Consider the following 15,636-nt stretch of genomic DNA (forward strand, 5'->3'; position numbering starts at 1 on the left):
GTGCACGAACACTGCGAATGATCCAAGGACTTGTCTATGGGACTGAGCGCACCGACGCGTGAGCTACACGCGAACGAACGACCACAATTGCTCACCCATTTGCTGGCCCTTGACGCGGAAGATCGCCGCCTCAGGTTCGCGCATATGCTGTCAGATGATGGTATACGCCACTACGTCGAAGGTATCGACTTGACGCGTGGCGCCGTCTTTGTCGTCACCGGCATCGATCTCGAAATCATTGGCGCGGCCCACCTCGCGCGCGAGGACGGACATGCCCAATTGGGTATTTCCGTTTTGCCGCGGAGCCGAGGCCAAGGTATCGGCGGCGCTCTGCTCGAACGTTGCGCGGCACGTGCCCGCAACTGGGGTATGCGCGTGATGTTCATGAACTGCCTGGTCGAGAATGCCGCCATGATGCATTTGGCGCGCAAGCAAGGTCTGAAGATTGCCGTGTCCGGCGCCGACGCCGAAGCATACGTGCGCTTGCCGCGCGCCGACCTGACCAGTCTGGCCGCGGAGGCAGTCGCCGAGCAGCTCGGGTTATTCGACCACGCCCAGAAAGCCTATTGGGTGGCGCTGCAGGCCCGACTTCCGCAATGAAAGATTTTCGCGGAAGAACTTCAAAACAAAACCGCGGACTACAAGAGGCCGATGTCTGCTTGTCTCCATGCCGGCGGTCTTAGCGGTGGTCGTCCGGGGCGGTGGGGTTCACGGCCGCGAGGGTTCCTCGACGGCATCGAGACCAAGCAAGGTGCCTGCGCGTAAGCAATCTGGAGAAAATCGTCGCCGCGCCATGCACCCGAGGAACCTAGGCGGCCAAGTGGCTTGGATGAGCCACGATGGATTCCGTGAAAAGATTGGAGGCGAAACGCCAGCTTTCGGCCGTAGCCCAAACGGTGGGTTTTGGTCTAGGAAGGTCGAAAATGCTTGATCTTTCAATGGCAATTGACTGACACTCTCTCCGCCACGAATGCGTGATATCATTTTGTTTTGGTTGATGTATTCTCTCCTAATAGCCGACCGGCCCCCAAATTGGACCCCAAATTGTCACCCAATATAGCGTTCCGATACGCTGAATAGCTCGTCGGAAACGGACCGATCGCTGGGCCTTCGGGCGCGAAACCGCGCCGCCGAGGCCACCAGAACCAGAAAGCGCCGCCCCGCCAAACGTGGTGAGCGCGGTGTCAGCGTAGAATACCTCAATGCCGACGCCCGTCACCGGGTGGATGTCGAAAATGGGCTCATGTCGATTGCTGGATACTGTCATGCCGCAATCTCCGCCGGCTCCGCGAGAGCCAAGCCGCGCAGGTAGTCGGCGGCCTTTGACGCCTGGCTGCAGGCTGTAAAGAATGCCCGTTTGTCAACCTTCAGAAGCTCAATCCATGAGGCGATATAGCCCGCGCTCCGCACGTCACCATCAAAGCCAAATTCCGCACATAGGAACGCGGCGCCCAACTCAGCAATCAGTTCCTCGGCTGCGTAATTGCGTGAGCCAAACCGGTTCTTCAAATCTCGATCGAGGCGCGACTTATGGCCCGACCAATGCGTCAACTCGTGGAATGCAACATTGTAGAAGTGATCCGCGCCCTTGAACCTAGCGAAGGCGGGCATCGAGATAAAATCTCGGCTTGGGATGTAGCAGGCTTCGCGGATGTCGGCGCCGGTTGAGTGTAGGAATGCGTCGGCAAGCTCGTCGCGCGTGTCAGGATTGCGAACGCGCATCGGCCTCCCGGTGCTGATGCCATCGGGAAGGTTCTCGCACTGGTCGACATTGAAGACGGTATACTCGCGCATCATTGGGATCAGGCGCGTTGCGGAGTTATCGTCCGCGCCTTGGTCCCGGACCTGCAATTGCTTCACGAAATAAACCTTGGTGCCGCGCTCGCCCTTGCGCACGTTGCCGCCCAACTCCAAGGCCTGCTTGAATGTGAGAAAACGCGGCTTGCGATAACCGGCCGCCTTCGCCATCCACAACAGAACGACGTTGCATCCGGAGTAGGGGCGGTTGCTCACGGCATTGCATGGCGTATTCGCGCCGGGAGTTGCTGACCAAGGCTTGATCCAGGGCGCCGCGCCTGCTTCTAGCTCGGCAATGATGCGCGCAGAAACCTGCGAATACAGATCGCGTTTCATGAGAACTCGCTGGCTGTGGCTGATGCGACCAAGCGAGGTCGCGTTGCCATAGCCGCGTCGGGTCCTCAGGGCGCGGGCATCGAAATTTCACCCCCCCCCCCCCCGGGGGTACATGGACAGGCCCCCCGTCTCGCGCGCGCGAAGACGGAGCTGAGAAATATCCCCGGGTCAAAAAGCAATGTTAAGAAAGTATTAAGGTTTGACGGAAGCGCAGTATCGTCATTTGATCTCAGAATGAACCCACGATCGGACTGTACCGCGGCGAGACAGGACGATGAAAAAGCCAAGCAAAACAGTTGCCGAACTTGAAGCCTCTATCAAGGTAGAAATGGAGGATATCTGCGATTGGCCTACCGACATGGCGATTTACGTTCAGGCGACAGTTGGAAGGTGGCGGATATGCAGGAAGGATCGGAAGACGATGCCGATCGTCGCGAAATGGTGGAGCAAATCGCTGAGCGGCTCAGAACCGAATATGACTTGAAGGGCTGACCTCGCCGTGCCGGCTCATGTCGCCAACGCTCCATTGGGACGGTGACACCGTTCAATCTGCCGACCAAATCGAGAGGTGTTTGCAATGCAGCTTGTCCCACTCACATTCAAATCCATCACGGCGAGAGCAGTTGTGCTCAAGCTGAAGCGTCCGGTTGTCGCCCGGATTGCAACCATCACCGACTGGCCGCTGATCCTAATCGACCTTTTCACTGAAGAAGGCGTCGTCGGGCGGAGCTATCTTGAGCCTTACACCATCAAGACGATGAGATATCTGATCCCGGCCCTTCAAGATTTCGGCGCTATGCTCAAGGGGCGCCGCGTCGCACCGGTCGAACTCTACGATCTCGCGCGCAAGGAGCACCGCATCGGCGATCTGCGCATTATCCGCCTGTCTGATTCGCCGGCAACCATTCGGACGTCGGCGGAAGCTACCTGGAAAACGAGTCCCGGCTCTCCGATATTTCGCTGAAATGGATGGTGCACGCGGCGACCGCGCTTCCGGACGAGACCGGACCGAACGGCGCCGGCATCAAGGTCAACCCGCTCCTGTTGCAGCTTCGGCCGGATCCCCTGGGACCTCAGCACGACGAGCGCGAACCCGGCTTCTGGGGCATCCGATGGCCGAAGGGGCTCAGGCACGTCGATCCGGAGGCCATCTTGCATTCATCCGTCTACGCGAGGGCAGCCGCGGAGCGAGTCCCGCATTTCTACGCCGCCGAGGAATACTCGCCCGACAACTTGGCGGACCACATCAAGTTTCAGAGGGAAAAAGCCGACCGAAACGCGCCGCCGCCGCAGGCTGCCGCAGATCACGCATCAAAGTAGCTCAATCTGTTGTCCCGTTGTTGGCGGTTCGAAATCGAATCCAGAAATCGAAACGCCGAGCAATCTGACGGCCTTTTGCATCGGGAAGAGCGGTTTTTAACAGGTCGGCCGACACGTTCTCAAATTCACTGCGGCTGTCGATCGCGCGGGCCACCGTCCGGCTCCGCGAGATCAATTCGAAGTCGGCGAATTTCACCTTGAGCGTCACGATCCGGCCCCGCGTGCCCTTGTCCTCACAATGCCGCCACACCTTGTCGATCAGCGGCTGCAGTTCTGACACCATCGCCTCCAACTCGGTGAGATCGGTGAAGAAGGTGTTTTCGGCACCGACGGATTTTCGGACACGGTCGGGCCGAACTTCGCGGTTATCCACGCCGCGCGAGATCTAGTAGTAGCTGCCGGCCTTGCCGAAATTGGCCTGCATGAATTCAAGTGACCGGTTGCGCACGTCCAGGCCGGTGTAGAGGCCGAGGGCATTCATCTTGGCGCTGGTAGCCGGCCCGATTGCAGTCAGGCTGTTATTCGGCGTGGGGTCTGACGCTCGATCGGCGTCCAAGTCGGACCCCAGTCCACGCATAGCAACGCATGGTATCACGAATTAATTGTGCGGCCGACCAGGGTCACGGTTGGGAGCCGATTAGGGGTCAAATCGCAAGCCGTTTCACAGTCGAAGGCGAAGCGTAAGCCCGCTCCAATTGCCGTCACCGTGCCTGACTGCAACATCGACCTCCTCCCGAACGAAGTCGATATGATGGCTCAATGCTGATAGGCGTCGATCTCGGCCCAAACCTGTCTGTTACGGGCTCGCTCGCGACCATCCTGTGGCTCGTCGCGCTGCGCAGGGAGAAGATCGAGATCAGCGCCTGGCGCTTCCTGTGGCTCGGTTTCCTGGTGATGCCGCTCGCACTGTGTGCTGCCTTGGCCGCAGCGATCAGGTGACGGTTATCCGCGCTATCCAGTCAGCCCGTCGTGCCGCCGATATTGAGAAGCTGCGAGACCGCGGTCACGAGCTGGGCCGGCGCGAACGGACCGGACCGATTGAACGAGCTCTGATCGAGATGTGGAATCGGCGGATGTGCTGCGGTCTTGCTCATCCGTTGACCTGAGGAAATATACACCCGCCGTCGCGGACCAGCTCTTTCACCTCTCCGCTCACCTTTTGGACGCTTCGATTCAGGCGAGCAACGAACTCCTTGCGTCGTCGCGTGTACGACTTCGGATCGTGCTTCGCGCTCCAAAGGACAATGTTGAGGAGAATGGGAATGAGGTCCAGACCCTTCTCAGTCAGAGCATAGAAGTCCTTCCGTCTGTCGGCGGAACTAGGTGTCTTGGAGAGAATTCCTTGCTCCTCGAGAAAGGCGAGGCGGGAAGCCAGGACATTTGTTGCGAATCCTTCTTCCGATTTCAGAAACTCGCCGTAGGTCTTCTTGCCAGCGAAAACGATATCGCGAACGATCAAGAGCGACCACTTGTCGCCGAAGATCTCCAGGCCGTAGTTCACCGAGCAATGGGACCGAACGTCTTCTTTGCACGTCGTCTTCATGGCGGCGTTTTACCTCACTGGTTTGTTACAAGTAAATATCCATAACTAACTTGTGTTTTACAAGTGAACTGGTAGCTCTAGCTAGGAACGGCGAGCTAGTACCTATCGAGGCGGAATCTCAGCCGGACGAGAGGCAATCGAAGTCAGTAGGAAGCCAGTACCTGAAGGAATTGAGATCGAAGAGAAGAGGGAGCTGGTCAAGGACATCTATGAAGCCATGCTCGAAGCCTATCCATTCCCGCCCGATCATCGGATCTATATGCGTGAGTGGACCTTGAGCAGCGTGAGCCAAGACAGCCAATTGGGGCTTTTGTCATGGGAATTGTTCGCTTCGCACTGAGATTTCCGTACACCTTTTACGTGCTGGCGGTGCTGGTGCTGTTCCTCGGCTCGACCTCGATTGTGTCGATGCCGACGGACATCTTTCCCGAGATCAACATCCCCGTCGTGACCATCGTCTGGCAGTACACCGGGCTGTCGACGCCCGAGATGGAGCAGCGCGTCACGACCTACAGCCAGTTCGCGCTGTCCTCCAGCGTCAACGGCATCCAGGACATCGAGGCGCAGACGTTGAACGGCATCTCGGTGCAGAAGGTGTTCTTCCAGCCGGACGTCAACCTCGACCTCGCGATTTCGCAGATCGTCTCGGCCACCAACTTCATCCGCGTGCTGATGCCGCCGGGCATCCAGGCGCCGGTGGTGGTGCAGTACAATGCATCCAGCGTGCCCGTGCTGCAGATCGGGCTTTCGTCCGACACGCTGAACGAGCAGCAGCTCTACGACTACGGCATCTACCGCCTGCGCCAGCAGCTCGCCCCGATCCACGGCGTGACGCTGCCGACGCCAGCCGGCGGCAAGTACCGCCAGATCATGGTCGACATCGACCCGCTCAAGCTGCAGGCCAAGGGGCTGACCCCGCTCGACGTCGTCAACGCCGTCAACGCCCAGAACCTGACGCTGCCGTCGGGCTTCGCCAAGATCGGCGACACCCAGTTCACCGTGCGCACCAACGCAGTTCCGACCTCCATCGACGACCTCAACAACATCCCGATCAAGTACGCGGGCGGTGCCACCGTGTTCGTCAAGGACATCGGCCAGGTGCATGACGGCAACGCCGTGCAGCAGAACGTGGTGCGCACCGACGGCCACCGCTCGGTGCTGCTCTCCATCATCAAGAACGGCAACGCCTCCACGCTCGCCGTCGTCAATGCGGTGAAGGACGCGCTCGTCACCTCGCGTGCCGCCGCGCCCCCGGGCATGACGATCAAGGAGCTGTTCGACCAGTCCATCTTCGTCAAGGCATCGATCGTCGCGCTCTTGAAGGAAGGCGCAATCGCCGGTGTGCTCACCGCGATGATGATCATCCTGTTCCTCGGCTCCTGGCGCTCGACCTTGGTGGTGATGATCTCGATCCCGTTGTCGATCCTCACCTCGCTGGTCATTCTCTATTTCATGGGCGAGACCATCAACACCATGACGCTCGGCGGGCTCGCGCTGGCGATCGGCATCCTGGTCGACGACTCCACCGTGACGATCGAGAACACGCACCGGCTGCTCACCGAGGAGCACATGCCACTGCCCTCGGCGACGCTGCACGGCGCCGCCGAAATCGCGGTGCCGACGCTGGTCTCCACGCTCGCGATCAGCTGCGTGTTCACCTCGGTGGTGTTCCTGCACGGGCCGGCGAAGTACCTGTTCACGCCGCTCGGGCTCGCGGTCGTGTTCGCGATGCTCGCGTCCTACGCGTTCTCGCGGACGCTGACGCCGATCACCATCGGGCTGCTGCTGAAGAGCGAGAAGCACGGCGCCGCGGAGGCCGGAAACGGCTTCCTTGCGCGGGCGTTTGCGAAGTTCGAGCACGGCTTCGAGAACATGCGCACGGCCTACACCGAGATCCTCACCGGCGTGCTGAAGTACCGCTTCATCATCCCTTGCATCGCGGTGCTGATCCTGGCGCTCGGCGGCACGCTGTTCTTCTTCGTCGGCCGCGACTTCTTCCCGCTGATCGACGGCGGCCAGATCCAGCTCCATGTGCGGGTGCCGGCCGGCACGCGCATCGACAAGACGGAAGCGATCTTCCAGCAGGTGGAAGACAAGATCCGCGAGGTCATCCCGGAAAACGAGCGCGACCTGATCGTCGACAACATCGGCCTTCCGGCGCGCTCCTACAACTACGCCTTCGGCGACGGCACCGCGATGGGCGTCAACGACGGCGTGATCCTGGTGGCGCTGAAGGAGGACCACAAGCCGACCGCGACTTACATCAAGAAGCTGCGACAGGTGTTGCCGACGGAATTCCCGGAAAACATCTTCTATTTCCAGGCCGCCGACATGGTGACGCAAATCCTCAATTTCGGCATCCCGGCGCAGATCAATGTGCGCACGGTGGGCTACAACCGCGCCAACAACCTGCGCATCGCGAACGAACTGCAGCAGAAGATCGCAGCCATCCCCGGCCTTGCCGACGTGCACCTGCAGCAGGAGATCAACGGGCCGGAATTCTTCGCCCAGATCGACCGCGCCCGAGCCGGCCAGTTCGGACTGACGGTGAACGACATCGCGCTGAACCTGAATACCTCGCTGGCGTCATCGGAGCAGGTGTCTCCTAACTTCTGGACCGATCCGGCCAACGGGACGCCCTACTATCTCGCCGTGCAGACGCCGGAATACCGCACCGACACCTTTAACGACCTGAAGAACACGCCGGTGACCAAGTTCACGGTCGGCAACAACGGCAACCCGGTGCCGGGGCTGCTCAGCAACGTCGCCACGCTGAAGCGCGACTCGATCGCCACCAACACCAACCAGGCCAACGTGCAGCCGCTGTACGAGATCTACGCCAATGCCGACGGCCGCGACCTCGGCTCGCTTCAGACCGGGATCCAAGAGGTGATCGACCAGTACAGGCCGCAGCTGACACCCGGGAACCGGATCGAGGTGGTGGGCCAGATCGGCAGCATGAACTCGGCGTTCCGCGACCTCGGCATCGGTATCCTGTTCGCAGCGGTGTTTGTCTACCTGCTGATGGTGGTGAACTACCAGACTTGGGGTGACCCGTTCGTGGTGATCCTGGCGCTGCCGGCGACCTTCTGCGGCATCGTCACCATGCTCTACATCACCAACACCACACTGAGCGTGCCCTCGCTGATGGGCGCGATCATGGCGATCGGCGTCGCCTCGGCGAACTCGATCCTGCTGGTGACCTTCGCCCGCGAGCAGCAGCTCGCCGGCCACACCGCGTTCGAGGCGGCGATCGCCTCGGGCCGCACCCGCATCCGCCCGGTACTCATGACGGCGACCGCGATGATCGTCGGCATGATCCCGATGGCGATCGGCGGCCCGGGCGAGGAACAGAACGCGGCCCTGGCCCGCGCTGTGATCGGCGGGCTGCTGTTCGCCACCCCGGCCACCCTTTTCGTGGTACCTTACCTTTTCGCGCTGCTGCGCAAGGGCAATGACGGCAAGCTGGCGCAGGGCGTCTTCGCAGAGGACCCGGTATGAACGAGCTCGCCCCGCCCCCGGACAACGGCGTCCCGGTGCACGAACACCCGGTTGATCACCGGTCCGTGCAGACGTCCACGCAATCGAAGGGCAAGGCCGGCCGCATCATCCTGGCCTTCCTGGTCATTGCGCTTCTCGCCGGCGCGCTCGGTTATGGCTTCTGGAAGCACTACACGCTGCACGCCGAGGTGATGGCGACCGCAGAGGCGCGGCGCGACTTCGTGCCGTCGGTGCGCAGCGCGTCGGTGCGCGCCAGCGATCCGTTCCGCATCGCGAGCTGGCCCGGCACCACCGAAGCCTTCGAGCAGGCCAATATCTATGCCCGCGCCAGCGGCTACATCTCCAAGCGCAATGTCGACATCGGCAGCCGGGTGAGAGCCGGCGATCTTCTCGTCGAGATCACTGCGCCTGAGATCGAGCACCAGATCGCGCAGGCGGAAGGCACACTGACGCAGGTACGCGCCAACCTTGAGCAGGCAAAGGCCAACCGCGACCTCGCCCAGGTGACCTGGGACCGCGACCGCAAGCTGGTGCAGCAGGGCTGGACGACCCAGCAGCAGGGCGACACCGACCGCCTGACCCTGCAGTCGCGCGAAGCTGCGGTGGGGGTCGCGACCGCCAACATCGTCGCCCAGGAGGCGCAGCTGCGGGTGCTGAACCAGCAAAGGGTGTATCAGCGCGTGGTGGCGCCGTTCGACGGCGTCATCACCCAGCGCAACATCGACGTCGGCAGCCTGGTGCAGGCGGACGCCGCCAGCGGCACCTTTCTGTTCGCACTGGCGCATGCGGACGTCATCCGCATCCAGCTCTACGTGCCGCAGGACGACGCCATCGGCGTCGTGCCGGGCACGCAGGCGGTGGTGCGCGTGCCGGAAATCCCGGGCCGCGACTTCTCCGGGAGCGTCGCCCGCATCGCCGACGCGCTGCAGCCCGGCACCCGCACGCTCCTGACCGAGATCGACGTGCCCAACCCGGACCGCGCGCTGTCGCCGGGGATGTACTGCCGGGTGGAATTGAAGATCCCGCGCAAGACGCCGTCGCTGATCGTGCCGTCGGAGGCGATCATCTTCAACCGCAACGGGCTTTCCGTTGCAGTGGTCGAGAACGACACCGCGCGGATCCGCAATGTCACGGTGGTGCGCGATTTCGGCACCTCGGTAGAGGTCAGCGAGGGCGTCGCCGCGGGCGACAAGGTGATCCTGAACCCGCAGGTCGATCTCGCCGACGGCCGCAAGGTGACGATCCGGCCGGATTCGCCGAAGCCAGACCAGACAAAGAAGTCGTAGGGTATATGGCGTCGTCCTACGGGACCAAACAAAAGCGAATCGACTAAGTCATTGATTTCTCGTCCGTTGCCAAAAATTTGCTTGGCAATCCCCGCAACCTTGGCCGCCAGTATGCTCCGCTATCGCTGTTGCGACAGGCGCGGCGTGTCGGCGCGATGCTGATCGTCGCGATCGCTGCAATCCTGATCCTGATGAAGGGCCACCGTGCGGTGTACGAGTCTATGCAATGGCCGCTGAATACCGATGGGCTCGGCGGACTGGCCACGATCGGCCCCGCGGCAGACGGTTATGCATTCGAGGTGGCGCTCGTGGTCGGTATCCTCGGTTGGCTGTATACCGTGAGCCGCCGGGCCGCGCCGACATTCAGTGTCGGCTACCAGCGTCAGTTGAGGTGCTGTCTGTCGCTGTCGGCGGCTGCCGCCGTTTTCCTGACTGGATCTGTCATTTTGGACGCGATCCTGGGCGGAGCGCGCATTGTCGGCGCCGGGATGTCACTGGCCACCCTGGTTCCGTTGTTGTCGATCGCGTTCGAAGTTGCTTTGATCACCGCAATCGTCGCAGAGCTTCGCAAGACTATTCAGCGCAAAGCCCTGGTCTCCGCCTTGTTCATCGACAAGAACGCGAGCTACTAGTGAACTTCAACAGCGCCAATATGCGACGCAATCGGGGCACGAAATGATCCGCACCTATATGAAAAAGTGAGGATGCCCGATGTCCGCTGTCGGCGGAAGTCGTTTCTCGACTCGCTTCCATCATTAAGGGTGGCTCGCTTCTTGGTCGCAAGTCCGAAAATATTTCGAACGTAGATGATGATTGTCAATGAAGGACCGCTCTTGGCACGAAGCGGACGTGCGGCCAGCGCTCTCTTCAAGTTCGCGTGCGCTGATTTCTAGAGCCAGACATTTTTGTCTTTTCGCGGCCGCAATTCATTGGTGCGTACGCGCTGCTCCACATGCGAAATCCGCCGATAAAGGCATAGGCATTGTTGCCAGCCCGGCATCCTTTCGGCAGTTTAGTCAGGTGCACGAGATTTCCGCCGCCGATGACTACATCCTCGGGTTCGGTGGCTGCGATCAATCGTTCGATCACATCCGTTGCGAGCTTCCGCCAGCGCTTTTTACCGACCCGTTCGAGGCCCCTGTCACCAACGTAATCTTCATAGGTGCCCTTCTTGTAGGGCAAATGGCCGAGCTCCATCGGTTCGACAATGCCGTTCACGATCATTGCAGAGCCGAGTCCCGTTCCCAATCCAGGAACAACATCTTGCCGCCCCGGTAGCTGCCGAGAGCCTGCATCGCTGCATCGTTGACGACCCTTACCGGCAGGCCAAATGCCGGAGCAAAATCGAACCCCATCCAACCAGGTCCGAGATGGTGAGGTTCGGCGACGGGGCGGCCGTGGAGAACCGGTCCGGGAAAGCCGACCGATACCACGTCGTAGGCCCAATCCTTCGCAAGTTTCTTAACGTCGGAGACCATTTGCCGTGCCGTCATCGTTGGTCCGGAGGCGATCTCTCGCTTCTGCTTCTGGCCGGTGGCAAGTATTTTGACGTGAGTCCCGCCGACATCGACAGCTAAGATGTTCATACACGAAGCTCGTTAACGGTCATCTGCATTGGCAGTAACAAAAACTTGTCGATCACATTTGAGGCGGCGCTAAACCACAGCCTAGGAGCGAAGTTCCTGACACCTGCCATTGTCGATGAACCTACATAAATTGAAAAAGTTCCGCCTGCGAAACAAACATTGGATAGGTCGGGGACTGCCGGCCGCTGCTGGCGCAATGCGGACATGCTGCCAGCTCCCTCTTCAAGTTCGCGTGCGCCGGGCCGCGGTTGATTGATGCGTACGCGCTGTTCCACATGCGAAATCTGCCGATAGTGATTCCTTGAACCAGACGGTTTTGTCTTTAGCGAAAGCGCCGGAATGAGTTCGTTCTTGTTGCAATGCTCAGAACTTTCGGCGCCTTGCATCGGTGGTTGCAAACCTTGTCACCGGCGGCTTATCCTGCGTGGTCCGATGGCGTTGAAGGAAGCCTTTGCGCCGGAAGCGGTCGCGCCCGATTTTGCGGTCGGCACCGGCGGACTTCTCGGTCTACGTCCGAGAGACCTCTATGCCACATCTTCTGACCTCGTCGCGATCAACAACGTGCTGCGGAGTCGAACGAAATGGTCATTGCTGCGGATTCCGCAGGAGTAGCGACTGCAATTGCACCATCACCATCTGTCGCCAGCTTGCGTGGTCTCGATGGCGTCAACCTGTTTCTCGCTGGAGCGTTGTCGGGCTTCGGTCCATACGTTGCTGCGTACCTAGCCGAACAAAAGTGGACCCAACAGAGCATCGGCTTTGCGTTGACGGCAGGTGGATTCGCCGGATTGGTGAGTCAACTACCCGGCGGTGCATTGCTCGATGCTATCCGATCCAAACGAATAGTGGTCGCGCTAGGTGCCGGTATGGTTGCAGCAGGCGCGCTGATTATTGAAGTTTGGCCCAGTTTTCCATTAGTGTTAGCAGCTCTCGTGCTCCAAGGGATCACCGGTGGCTTTCTGGGGCTGGCGATTACCGCCATCAGCCTTGGTCTAGTTGGCAATGCAGCGCTTGCCGAGCGACTAGGACGTAATCAGCGCTTTGCATCGGCGGGAGGGGTATTGGCGACCGGCTTCATGGGCTCCATCGCCTATTTCCTTTCGTATCGCGCGATATTCATCGTCGCTGCCGCACTGGTGCTTCCGCTGCTCCTTGCTCTCAGCCGGGTCCAGCCTTCAGACATCCATTTCGGCCGCGCCTCATGCATCCCGGATCATCAAGGACCGGGCCCGCCGCCGAGAGCCCAGCTCCGAAGCCTTTGGAAGATCAGCGGCCTGCTCATATTCGCCGGCTGCGTGTTCTTATTTCAGATGGCTAACGCGTCGATGCTGCCGCTCGCCGGCGAAGCGTTCGCGTACAACGAGGAACCGCTTTCCTCGCTCATCGTCACCGCGCTGATCGTAGTGCCTCAGATCCTCGTGGCGACAATGGCGCCGTGGGCTGGACGCCGGGCGGACACGTGGGGCCGCCGACCACTGTTGCTCGTCGGCTTCACAGCATTGCCGATCCGCGCGCTGGTGTTTGCCTGGACTACCAATCCAACGATTCTCATCGTCGCTCAATTGCTGGACGGAGTCAGCGGAACGATGCTTGGCGTGCTCACGGCGCTGATAGTCGCCGACCTCACAGCGGGTACCGGCCGGTTTAATCTCGCGCAGGGATTCGTCGGAACGATATCCGGGATCGGCGCTTCGCTCAGCACCACACTTTCAGGTCTCGTGGCCGGGAACCTTGGCCGTGCGGCTGGATTTCTGGGCATTGCGGCGGTGGCCCTGGCCGCTCTATTTCTCCTGTGGTCGCTAATGCCTGAAACCCATCCGTCAAATAGGAGCGAGCACCTATAACCGCTCATCACCTTCATTAGGCGCGCATGATGGACGTCAGGATGGCGAACAACCTCGTCTTATTGGGTACTATAACCATTTTCGATGAAGGACTTGCGGATGTCATTCAAGGTTCAGGTCGGCCCAGCACAGATCGCCATTCATCAGGGGCAGACGGTGTTGCTCACCGAAACCGACGGGCGGGTGCACTGGCCAAGCAACCGCGGACTTTATTTCCGCGATACCAGGGTGATCAGCGCCTGGGCAATTTATGCCAACGGCGAGCTGTGGGACCTGCTAAATGGTGGCGCTATTGCTCCCCAGGCGGCTCGCATCTTCCTGACCAACCGCGCTTTCGAAACCGAAGACGGGCCCGTCGCGGCACGCACACTGGGCTTGGTGATCGGCCGTCAAGTCGATGGCGGACTGCACGAAGACATCGAGATCACCAACAACAGCCAAAGACCAGTTCGTTTCAACCTGGAGGTCGCCGTGCGCGCCGATTTCGCCGACATTTTTGAGGTGAAGGGCGACAATATCGTGCGGCGTGGCCACATCATCACCTCGTGGTCGGCCAAGCGGGAAATACTTCGGGTGACCTATCACAACAGGGATTTTTGCCGTGAATTAATCGTACGTACTGGTGAGGGCGACGGCAGGCCGACGGTATATGCCAACGGACGTTTAAGTTTCGACGTCGCACTGAAGCCAGGGCAGGCCTGGCATCGCTGCCTGATCTACGATCTCGTGGACGGCTCGAAGCGCTTTCGAGCATCGAAGGAATGTATTCATTCCAGCGAAACGTCGGACCACTCTCGCAATATAGACGAATGGCAGCGAACGGTCCTGAAAATCGCGACCAGCAACGAGGAATTCTATCGCTGCTATAATCAGGGAGTGCAGGACATGGCGGCCTTGCGGCTTCCGTTGCAGGGTACGGATCACATGGTGTTCGTCCCGGCCGCCGGATTGCCGTGGTTCGTAGCGCTGTTTGGCCGCGATACCTTGATCGTCTCGTTGCAAACGATGATTGTTTATCCGGAATTCGCTGCGGGCACGCTGGAGGTTTTGGCGCAGTATCAAGCGACGGAGCGCGACGACTACCGTGACGCGGAGCCAGGTAAGATCCTGCACGAGCTCCGTTACGGCGAGCTGGCGCATTTTAAGCTGATCCCACACACGCCATATTACGGCACGGCGGACGCGACGCCCCTCTATCTGATCGCGCTGCATTCAGCGTGGAAGGCAACCGGCGATCAAACCCTGATCGAGCGGCATTTGCCGAATGCCGAAGCGTGCCTGATCTGGATCGACAAATACGGGGATCGTGACGGCGACGGATTTCAGGAATATCAGACGCGGTCGACAGCCGGCTACGAGAACATGGCGTGGAAAGATTCCGGAGATTCCGTGATGTATCCTGACGGTACGCTCGTGCGCGGCCCTAAAGCTCTGTGTGAATTGCAGGGCTATGTCTACGACGCTTGGCTGCGCATGGCCGAGATCTACGACGAACTCGACAACAACCGACGTGCGAACCAGCTGCGCAAGAAGGCTGCGTTGCTATTCAAAAAATTCAACGAGCTGTTCTGGGACGAAAAATCAGGCTTCTATGCCTACGCATTGGACGGAGACAAGAAAAAGGTGCTTTCGGTGACTTCCAATGTCGGGCACTGCCTCTGGTCCGGCATCATCGCGCCAAAACGTGCTGCAACCGTTGTAAACCGGTTGATGCAGAAGGACATGTGGAGCAGTTGGGGAATCCGCACGCTCTCATCGAATCATCCCTCGTTCAATCCGTACAATTATCAAACCGGCGCGGTGTGGCCGCATGACAACTCGCTGATTGCACTGGGAATGCGACGCTACGGCTTTGATGCGGAAGCGGCGGCGGTGGCACGTGACATTAGCGGTGCCGCCAGTTATTTTTTACTGAACCAATTGCCCGAACTCTATGCTGGATTGCAGCGCGATCCGACAGGTTTCCCGGTGCAGTATCTCGGTGCCAACGTGCCTCAGGCCTGGGCGGCGGGGACGCCGTTTGCGTTACTACAGGCGATGCTTGGGCTTCAGCTGGATGCCCCGCGCGGAAAGCTATACGTTGATCCAGCGCTGCCTGCCTGGCTGCCAGACATGACGTTGATCGATCTGCGGCTAGGGCGGCGACGGTTCGATATCCGGTTCTGGCGTGACGGCAAGGAGAATCTATTCGAAGTTCTTAGGGGAAATCGCAGTGCGGTAGAACGGAAAGCCGTGTCTGAACTTCGCAAAAATAATGTGAACCGCGAAGCATCTCCGTGATTGCGAGATTGTCTGCTTGGGTCTCATCGTTCCCAACGGTGATCGTCGACTACCGGCCAATGCAAGCAAGAATCTGCAAGAGTCGTTGCGTCTCCTTAACTCTAATCTACCGGATTCTAAGGTGTGATCTCGTTCGACAATGC

General features: G+C 59.9%; 17 protein-coding genes and 2 pseudogenes. 11 read left to right on the forward strand and 8 right to left on the reverse strand.

Annotation, left to right across the window (positions count from 1 at the left end):
• Nucleotides 1-36 precede the first annotated feature (36 nt).
• Nucleotides 37-600, forward strand: coding sequence for a GNAT family N-acetyltransferase (locus tag B5525_RS24260; protein ID WP_079568261.1), 564 nt, complete (start codon nt 37-39; stop codon nt 598-600).
• Between the two features lie 409 nt (nt 601-1,009).
• On the opposite strand, the gene B5525_RS44345 is transcribed toward B5525_RS24260, so the two are convergent.
• Both B5525_RS44345 and B5525_RS24265 read right to left on the reverse strand, forming a co-directional pair.
• On the reverse strand, nt 1,010-1,267 hold the full coding sequence (locus B5525_RS44345; RefSeq protein WP_154073400.1) for a hypothetical protein: 258 nt from the start codon (nt 1,265-1,267) through the stop codon (nt 1,010-1,012).
• Nucleotides 1,264-2,133, reverse strand: a complete 870-nt coding sequence (locus tag B5525_RS24265; RefSeq protein ID WP_079568262.1) for an ArdC family protein — start codon at nt 2,131-2,133, stop codon at nt 1,264-1,266. The genes B5525_RS44345 and B5525_RS24265 overlap by 4 nt, the downstream gene beginning before the upstream one ends.
• 345 nt (nt 2,134-2,478) lie before the next feature.
• On the opposite strand from B5525_RS24265, the gene B5525_RS45460 reads away from it, so the two are divergent.
• From B5525_RS45460 to B5525_RS44350, 3 genes are all read left to right on the forward strand, one after another.
• Nucleotides 2,479-2,625 carry a hypothetical protein gene (locus B5525_RS45460; RefSeq protein WP_172899780.1) on the forward strand — a complete coding sequence of 49 codons (147 nt, stop codon included), beginning with the start codon at nt 2,479-2,481 and terminating at the stop codon, nt 2,623-2,625.
• A gap of 133 nt (nt 2,626-2,758) precedes the next feature.
• Nucleotides 2,759-3,097 carry a hypothetical protein gene (locus B5525_RS24270; RefSeq protein ID WP_079568263.1) on the forward strand — a complete coding sequence of 113 codons (339 nt, stop codon included), beginning with the start codon at nt 2,759-2,761 and terminating at the stop codon, nt 3,095-3,097.
• Complete coding sequence (locus B5525_RS44350) at nt 3,061-3,453, forward strand: hypothetical protein (protein WP_244568074.1); 393 nt, start codon at nt 3,061-3,063, stop codon at nt 3,451-3,453. Before B5525_RS24270 ends, B5525_RS44350 begins: the two co-directional genes overlap by 37 nt.
• Here B5525_RS44350 and B5525_RS24280 read toward each other — a convergent pair.
• Nucleotides 3,445-3,979 (reverse strand): annotated as a pseudogene (locus B5525_RS24280) (DNA polymerase IV); the annotation flags it as partial. The gene B5525_RS44350 and the pseudogene B5525_RS24280 sit on opposite strands and share 9 nt — an antisense overlap.
• A gap of 233 nt (nt 3,980-4,212) precedes the next feature.
• Between B5525_RS24280 and B5525_RS24285 the strand changes: the two are divergent.
• A pseudogene (locus B5525_RS24285) lies at nt 4,213-4,392 on the forward strand (ArsB/NhaD family transporter); the annotation flags it as partial.
• 20 nt (nt 4,393-4,412) lie between these two features.
• On the opposite strand, the gene B5525_RS47250 reads toward B5525_RS24285, so the two are convergent.
• Both B5525_RS47250 and B5525_RS24290 read right to left on the reverse strand, forming a co-directional pair.
• Nucleotides 4,413-4,547, reverse strand: a complete 135-nt coding sequence (locus tag B5525_RS47250; protein ID WP_276328793.1) for a hypothetical protein — start codon at nt 4,545-4,547, stop codon at nt 4,413-4,415.
• Nucleotides 4,544-4,996 carry a winged helix-turn-helix transcriptional regulator gene (locus B5525_RS24290; protein WP_079568265.1) on the reverse strand — a complete coding sequence of 151 codons (453 nt, stop codon included), beginning with the start codon at nt 4,994-4,996 and terminating at the stop codon, nt 4,544-4,546. Before B5525_RS24290 ends, B5525_RS47250 begins: the two co-directional genes overlap by 4 nt.
• A 315-nt stretch (nt 4,997-5,311) precedes the next feature.
• On the opposite strand from B5525_RS24290, the gene B5525_RS24295 reads away from it, so the two are divergent.
• From B5525_RS24295 to B5525_RS24305, 3 genes are all read left to right on the forward strand, one after another.
• Nucleotides 5,312-8,497: an efflux RND transporter permease subunit gene (locus B5525_RS24295; RefSeq protein WP_079568266.1), complete on the forward strand. Its 3,186-nt coding sequence runs from the start codon at nt 5,312-5,314 to the stop codon at nt 8,495-8,497.
• On the forward strand, nt 8,494-9,783 hold the full coding sequence (locus B5525_RS24300) for an efflux RND transporter periplasmic adaptor subunit (RefSeq protein WP_079568267.1): 1,290 nt from the start codon (nt 8,494-8,496) through the stop codon (nt 9,781-9,783). The genes B5525_RS24295 and B5525_RS24300 overlap by 4 nt, the downstream gene beginning before the upstream one ends.
• Nucleotides 9,784-9,938: 155 nt before the next feature.
• Nucleotides 9,939-10,415 (forward strand): hypothetical protein, encoded by a 477-nt coding sequence (locus tag B5525_RS24305; RefSeq protein ID WP_154073401.1) that lies wholly within the window; start codon nt 9,939-9,941, stop codon nt 10,413-10,415.
• 235 nt (nt 10,416-10,650) lie between these two features.
• Here the strand turns inward: B5525_RS24305 and B5525_RS47540 are convergent, their stop codons facing one another.
• From B5525_RS47540 to B5525_RS44355, 3 genes are read right to left on the reverse strand one after another with little or no spacing between them, the layout of a single operon-like run.
• Nucleotides 10,651-11,007 carry a hypothetical protein gene (locus B5525_RS47540; protein WP_338075109.1) on the reverse strand — a complete coding sequence of 119 codons (357 nt, stop codon included), beginning with the start codon at nt 11,005-11,007 and terminating at the stop codon, nt 10,651-10,653.
• The gene (locus B5525_RS47545; RefSeq protein WP_338075110.1) at nt 11,004-11,369 is read right to left on the reverse strand and encodes an ROK family protein; all 366 of its coding nucleotides are present in this window, start codon (nt 11,367-11,369) and stop codon (nt 11,004-11,006) included. The genes B5525_RS47540 and B5525_RS47545 overlap by 4 nt, the downstream gene beginning before the upstream one ends.
• Complete coding sequence (locus B5525_RS44355; RefSeq protein ID WP_154073402.1) at nt 11,366-11,755, reverse strand: hypothetical protein; 390 nt, start codon at nt 11,753-11,755, stop codon at nt 11,366-11,368. The genes B5525_RS47545 and B5525_RS44355 overlap by 4 nt, the downstream gene beginning before the upstream one ends.
• A gap of 46 nt (nt 11,756-11,801) precedes the next feature.
• On the opposite strand from B5525_RS44355, the gene B5525_RS24315 reads away from it, so the two are divergent.
• The 3 genes from B5525_RS24315 (at nt 11,802) to B5525_RS24325 (ending at nt 15,493) form a co-directional block, all read left to right on the forward strand.
• Entirely contained in the window at nt 11,802-11,981 is a 180-nt protein-coding gene (locus B5525_RS24315; RefSeq protein ID WP_079568269.1) for a hypothetical protein, read from the forward strand.
• Nucleotides 11,951-13,213 carry an MFS transporter gene (locus tag B5525_RS24320; RefSeq protein ID WP_079568270.1) on the forward strand — a complete coding sequence of 421 codons (1,263 nt, stop codon included), beginning with the start codon at nt 11,951-11,953 and terminating at the stop codon, nt 13,211-13,213. The genes B5525_RS24315 and B5525_RS24320 overlap by 31 nt, the downstream gene beginning before the upstream one ends.
• 99 nt (nt 13,214-13,312) lie before the next feature.
• Nucleotides 13,313-15,493, forward strand: a complete 2,181-nt coding sequence (locus tag B5525_RS24325) for a glycogen debranching N-terminal domain-containing protein (RefSeq protein ID WP_079573733.1) — start codon at nt 13,313-13,315, stop codon at nt 15,491-15,493.
• Nucleotides 15,494-15,636 lie beyond the last annotated feature (143 nt).

The organism is Bradyrhizobium erythrophlei (genome assembly GCF_900129505.1).
In the GTDB taxonomy this organism is placed as follows: domain Bacteria; phylum Pseudomonadota; class Alphaproteobacteria; order Rhizobiales; family Xanthobacteraceae; genus Bradyrhizobium; species Bradyrhizobium erythrophlei_D.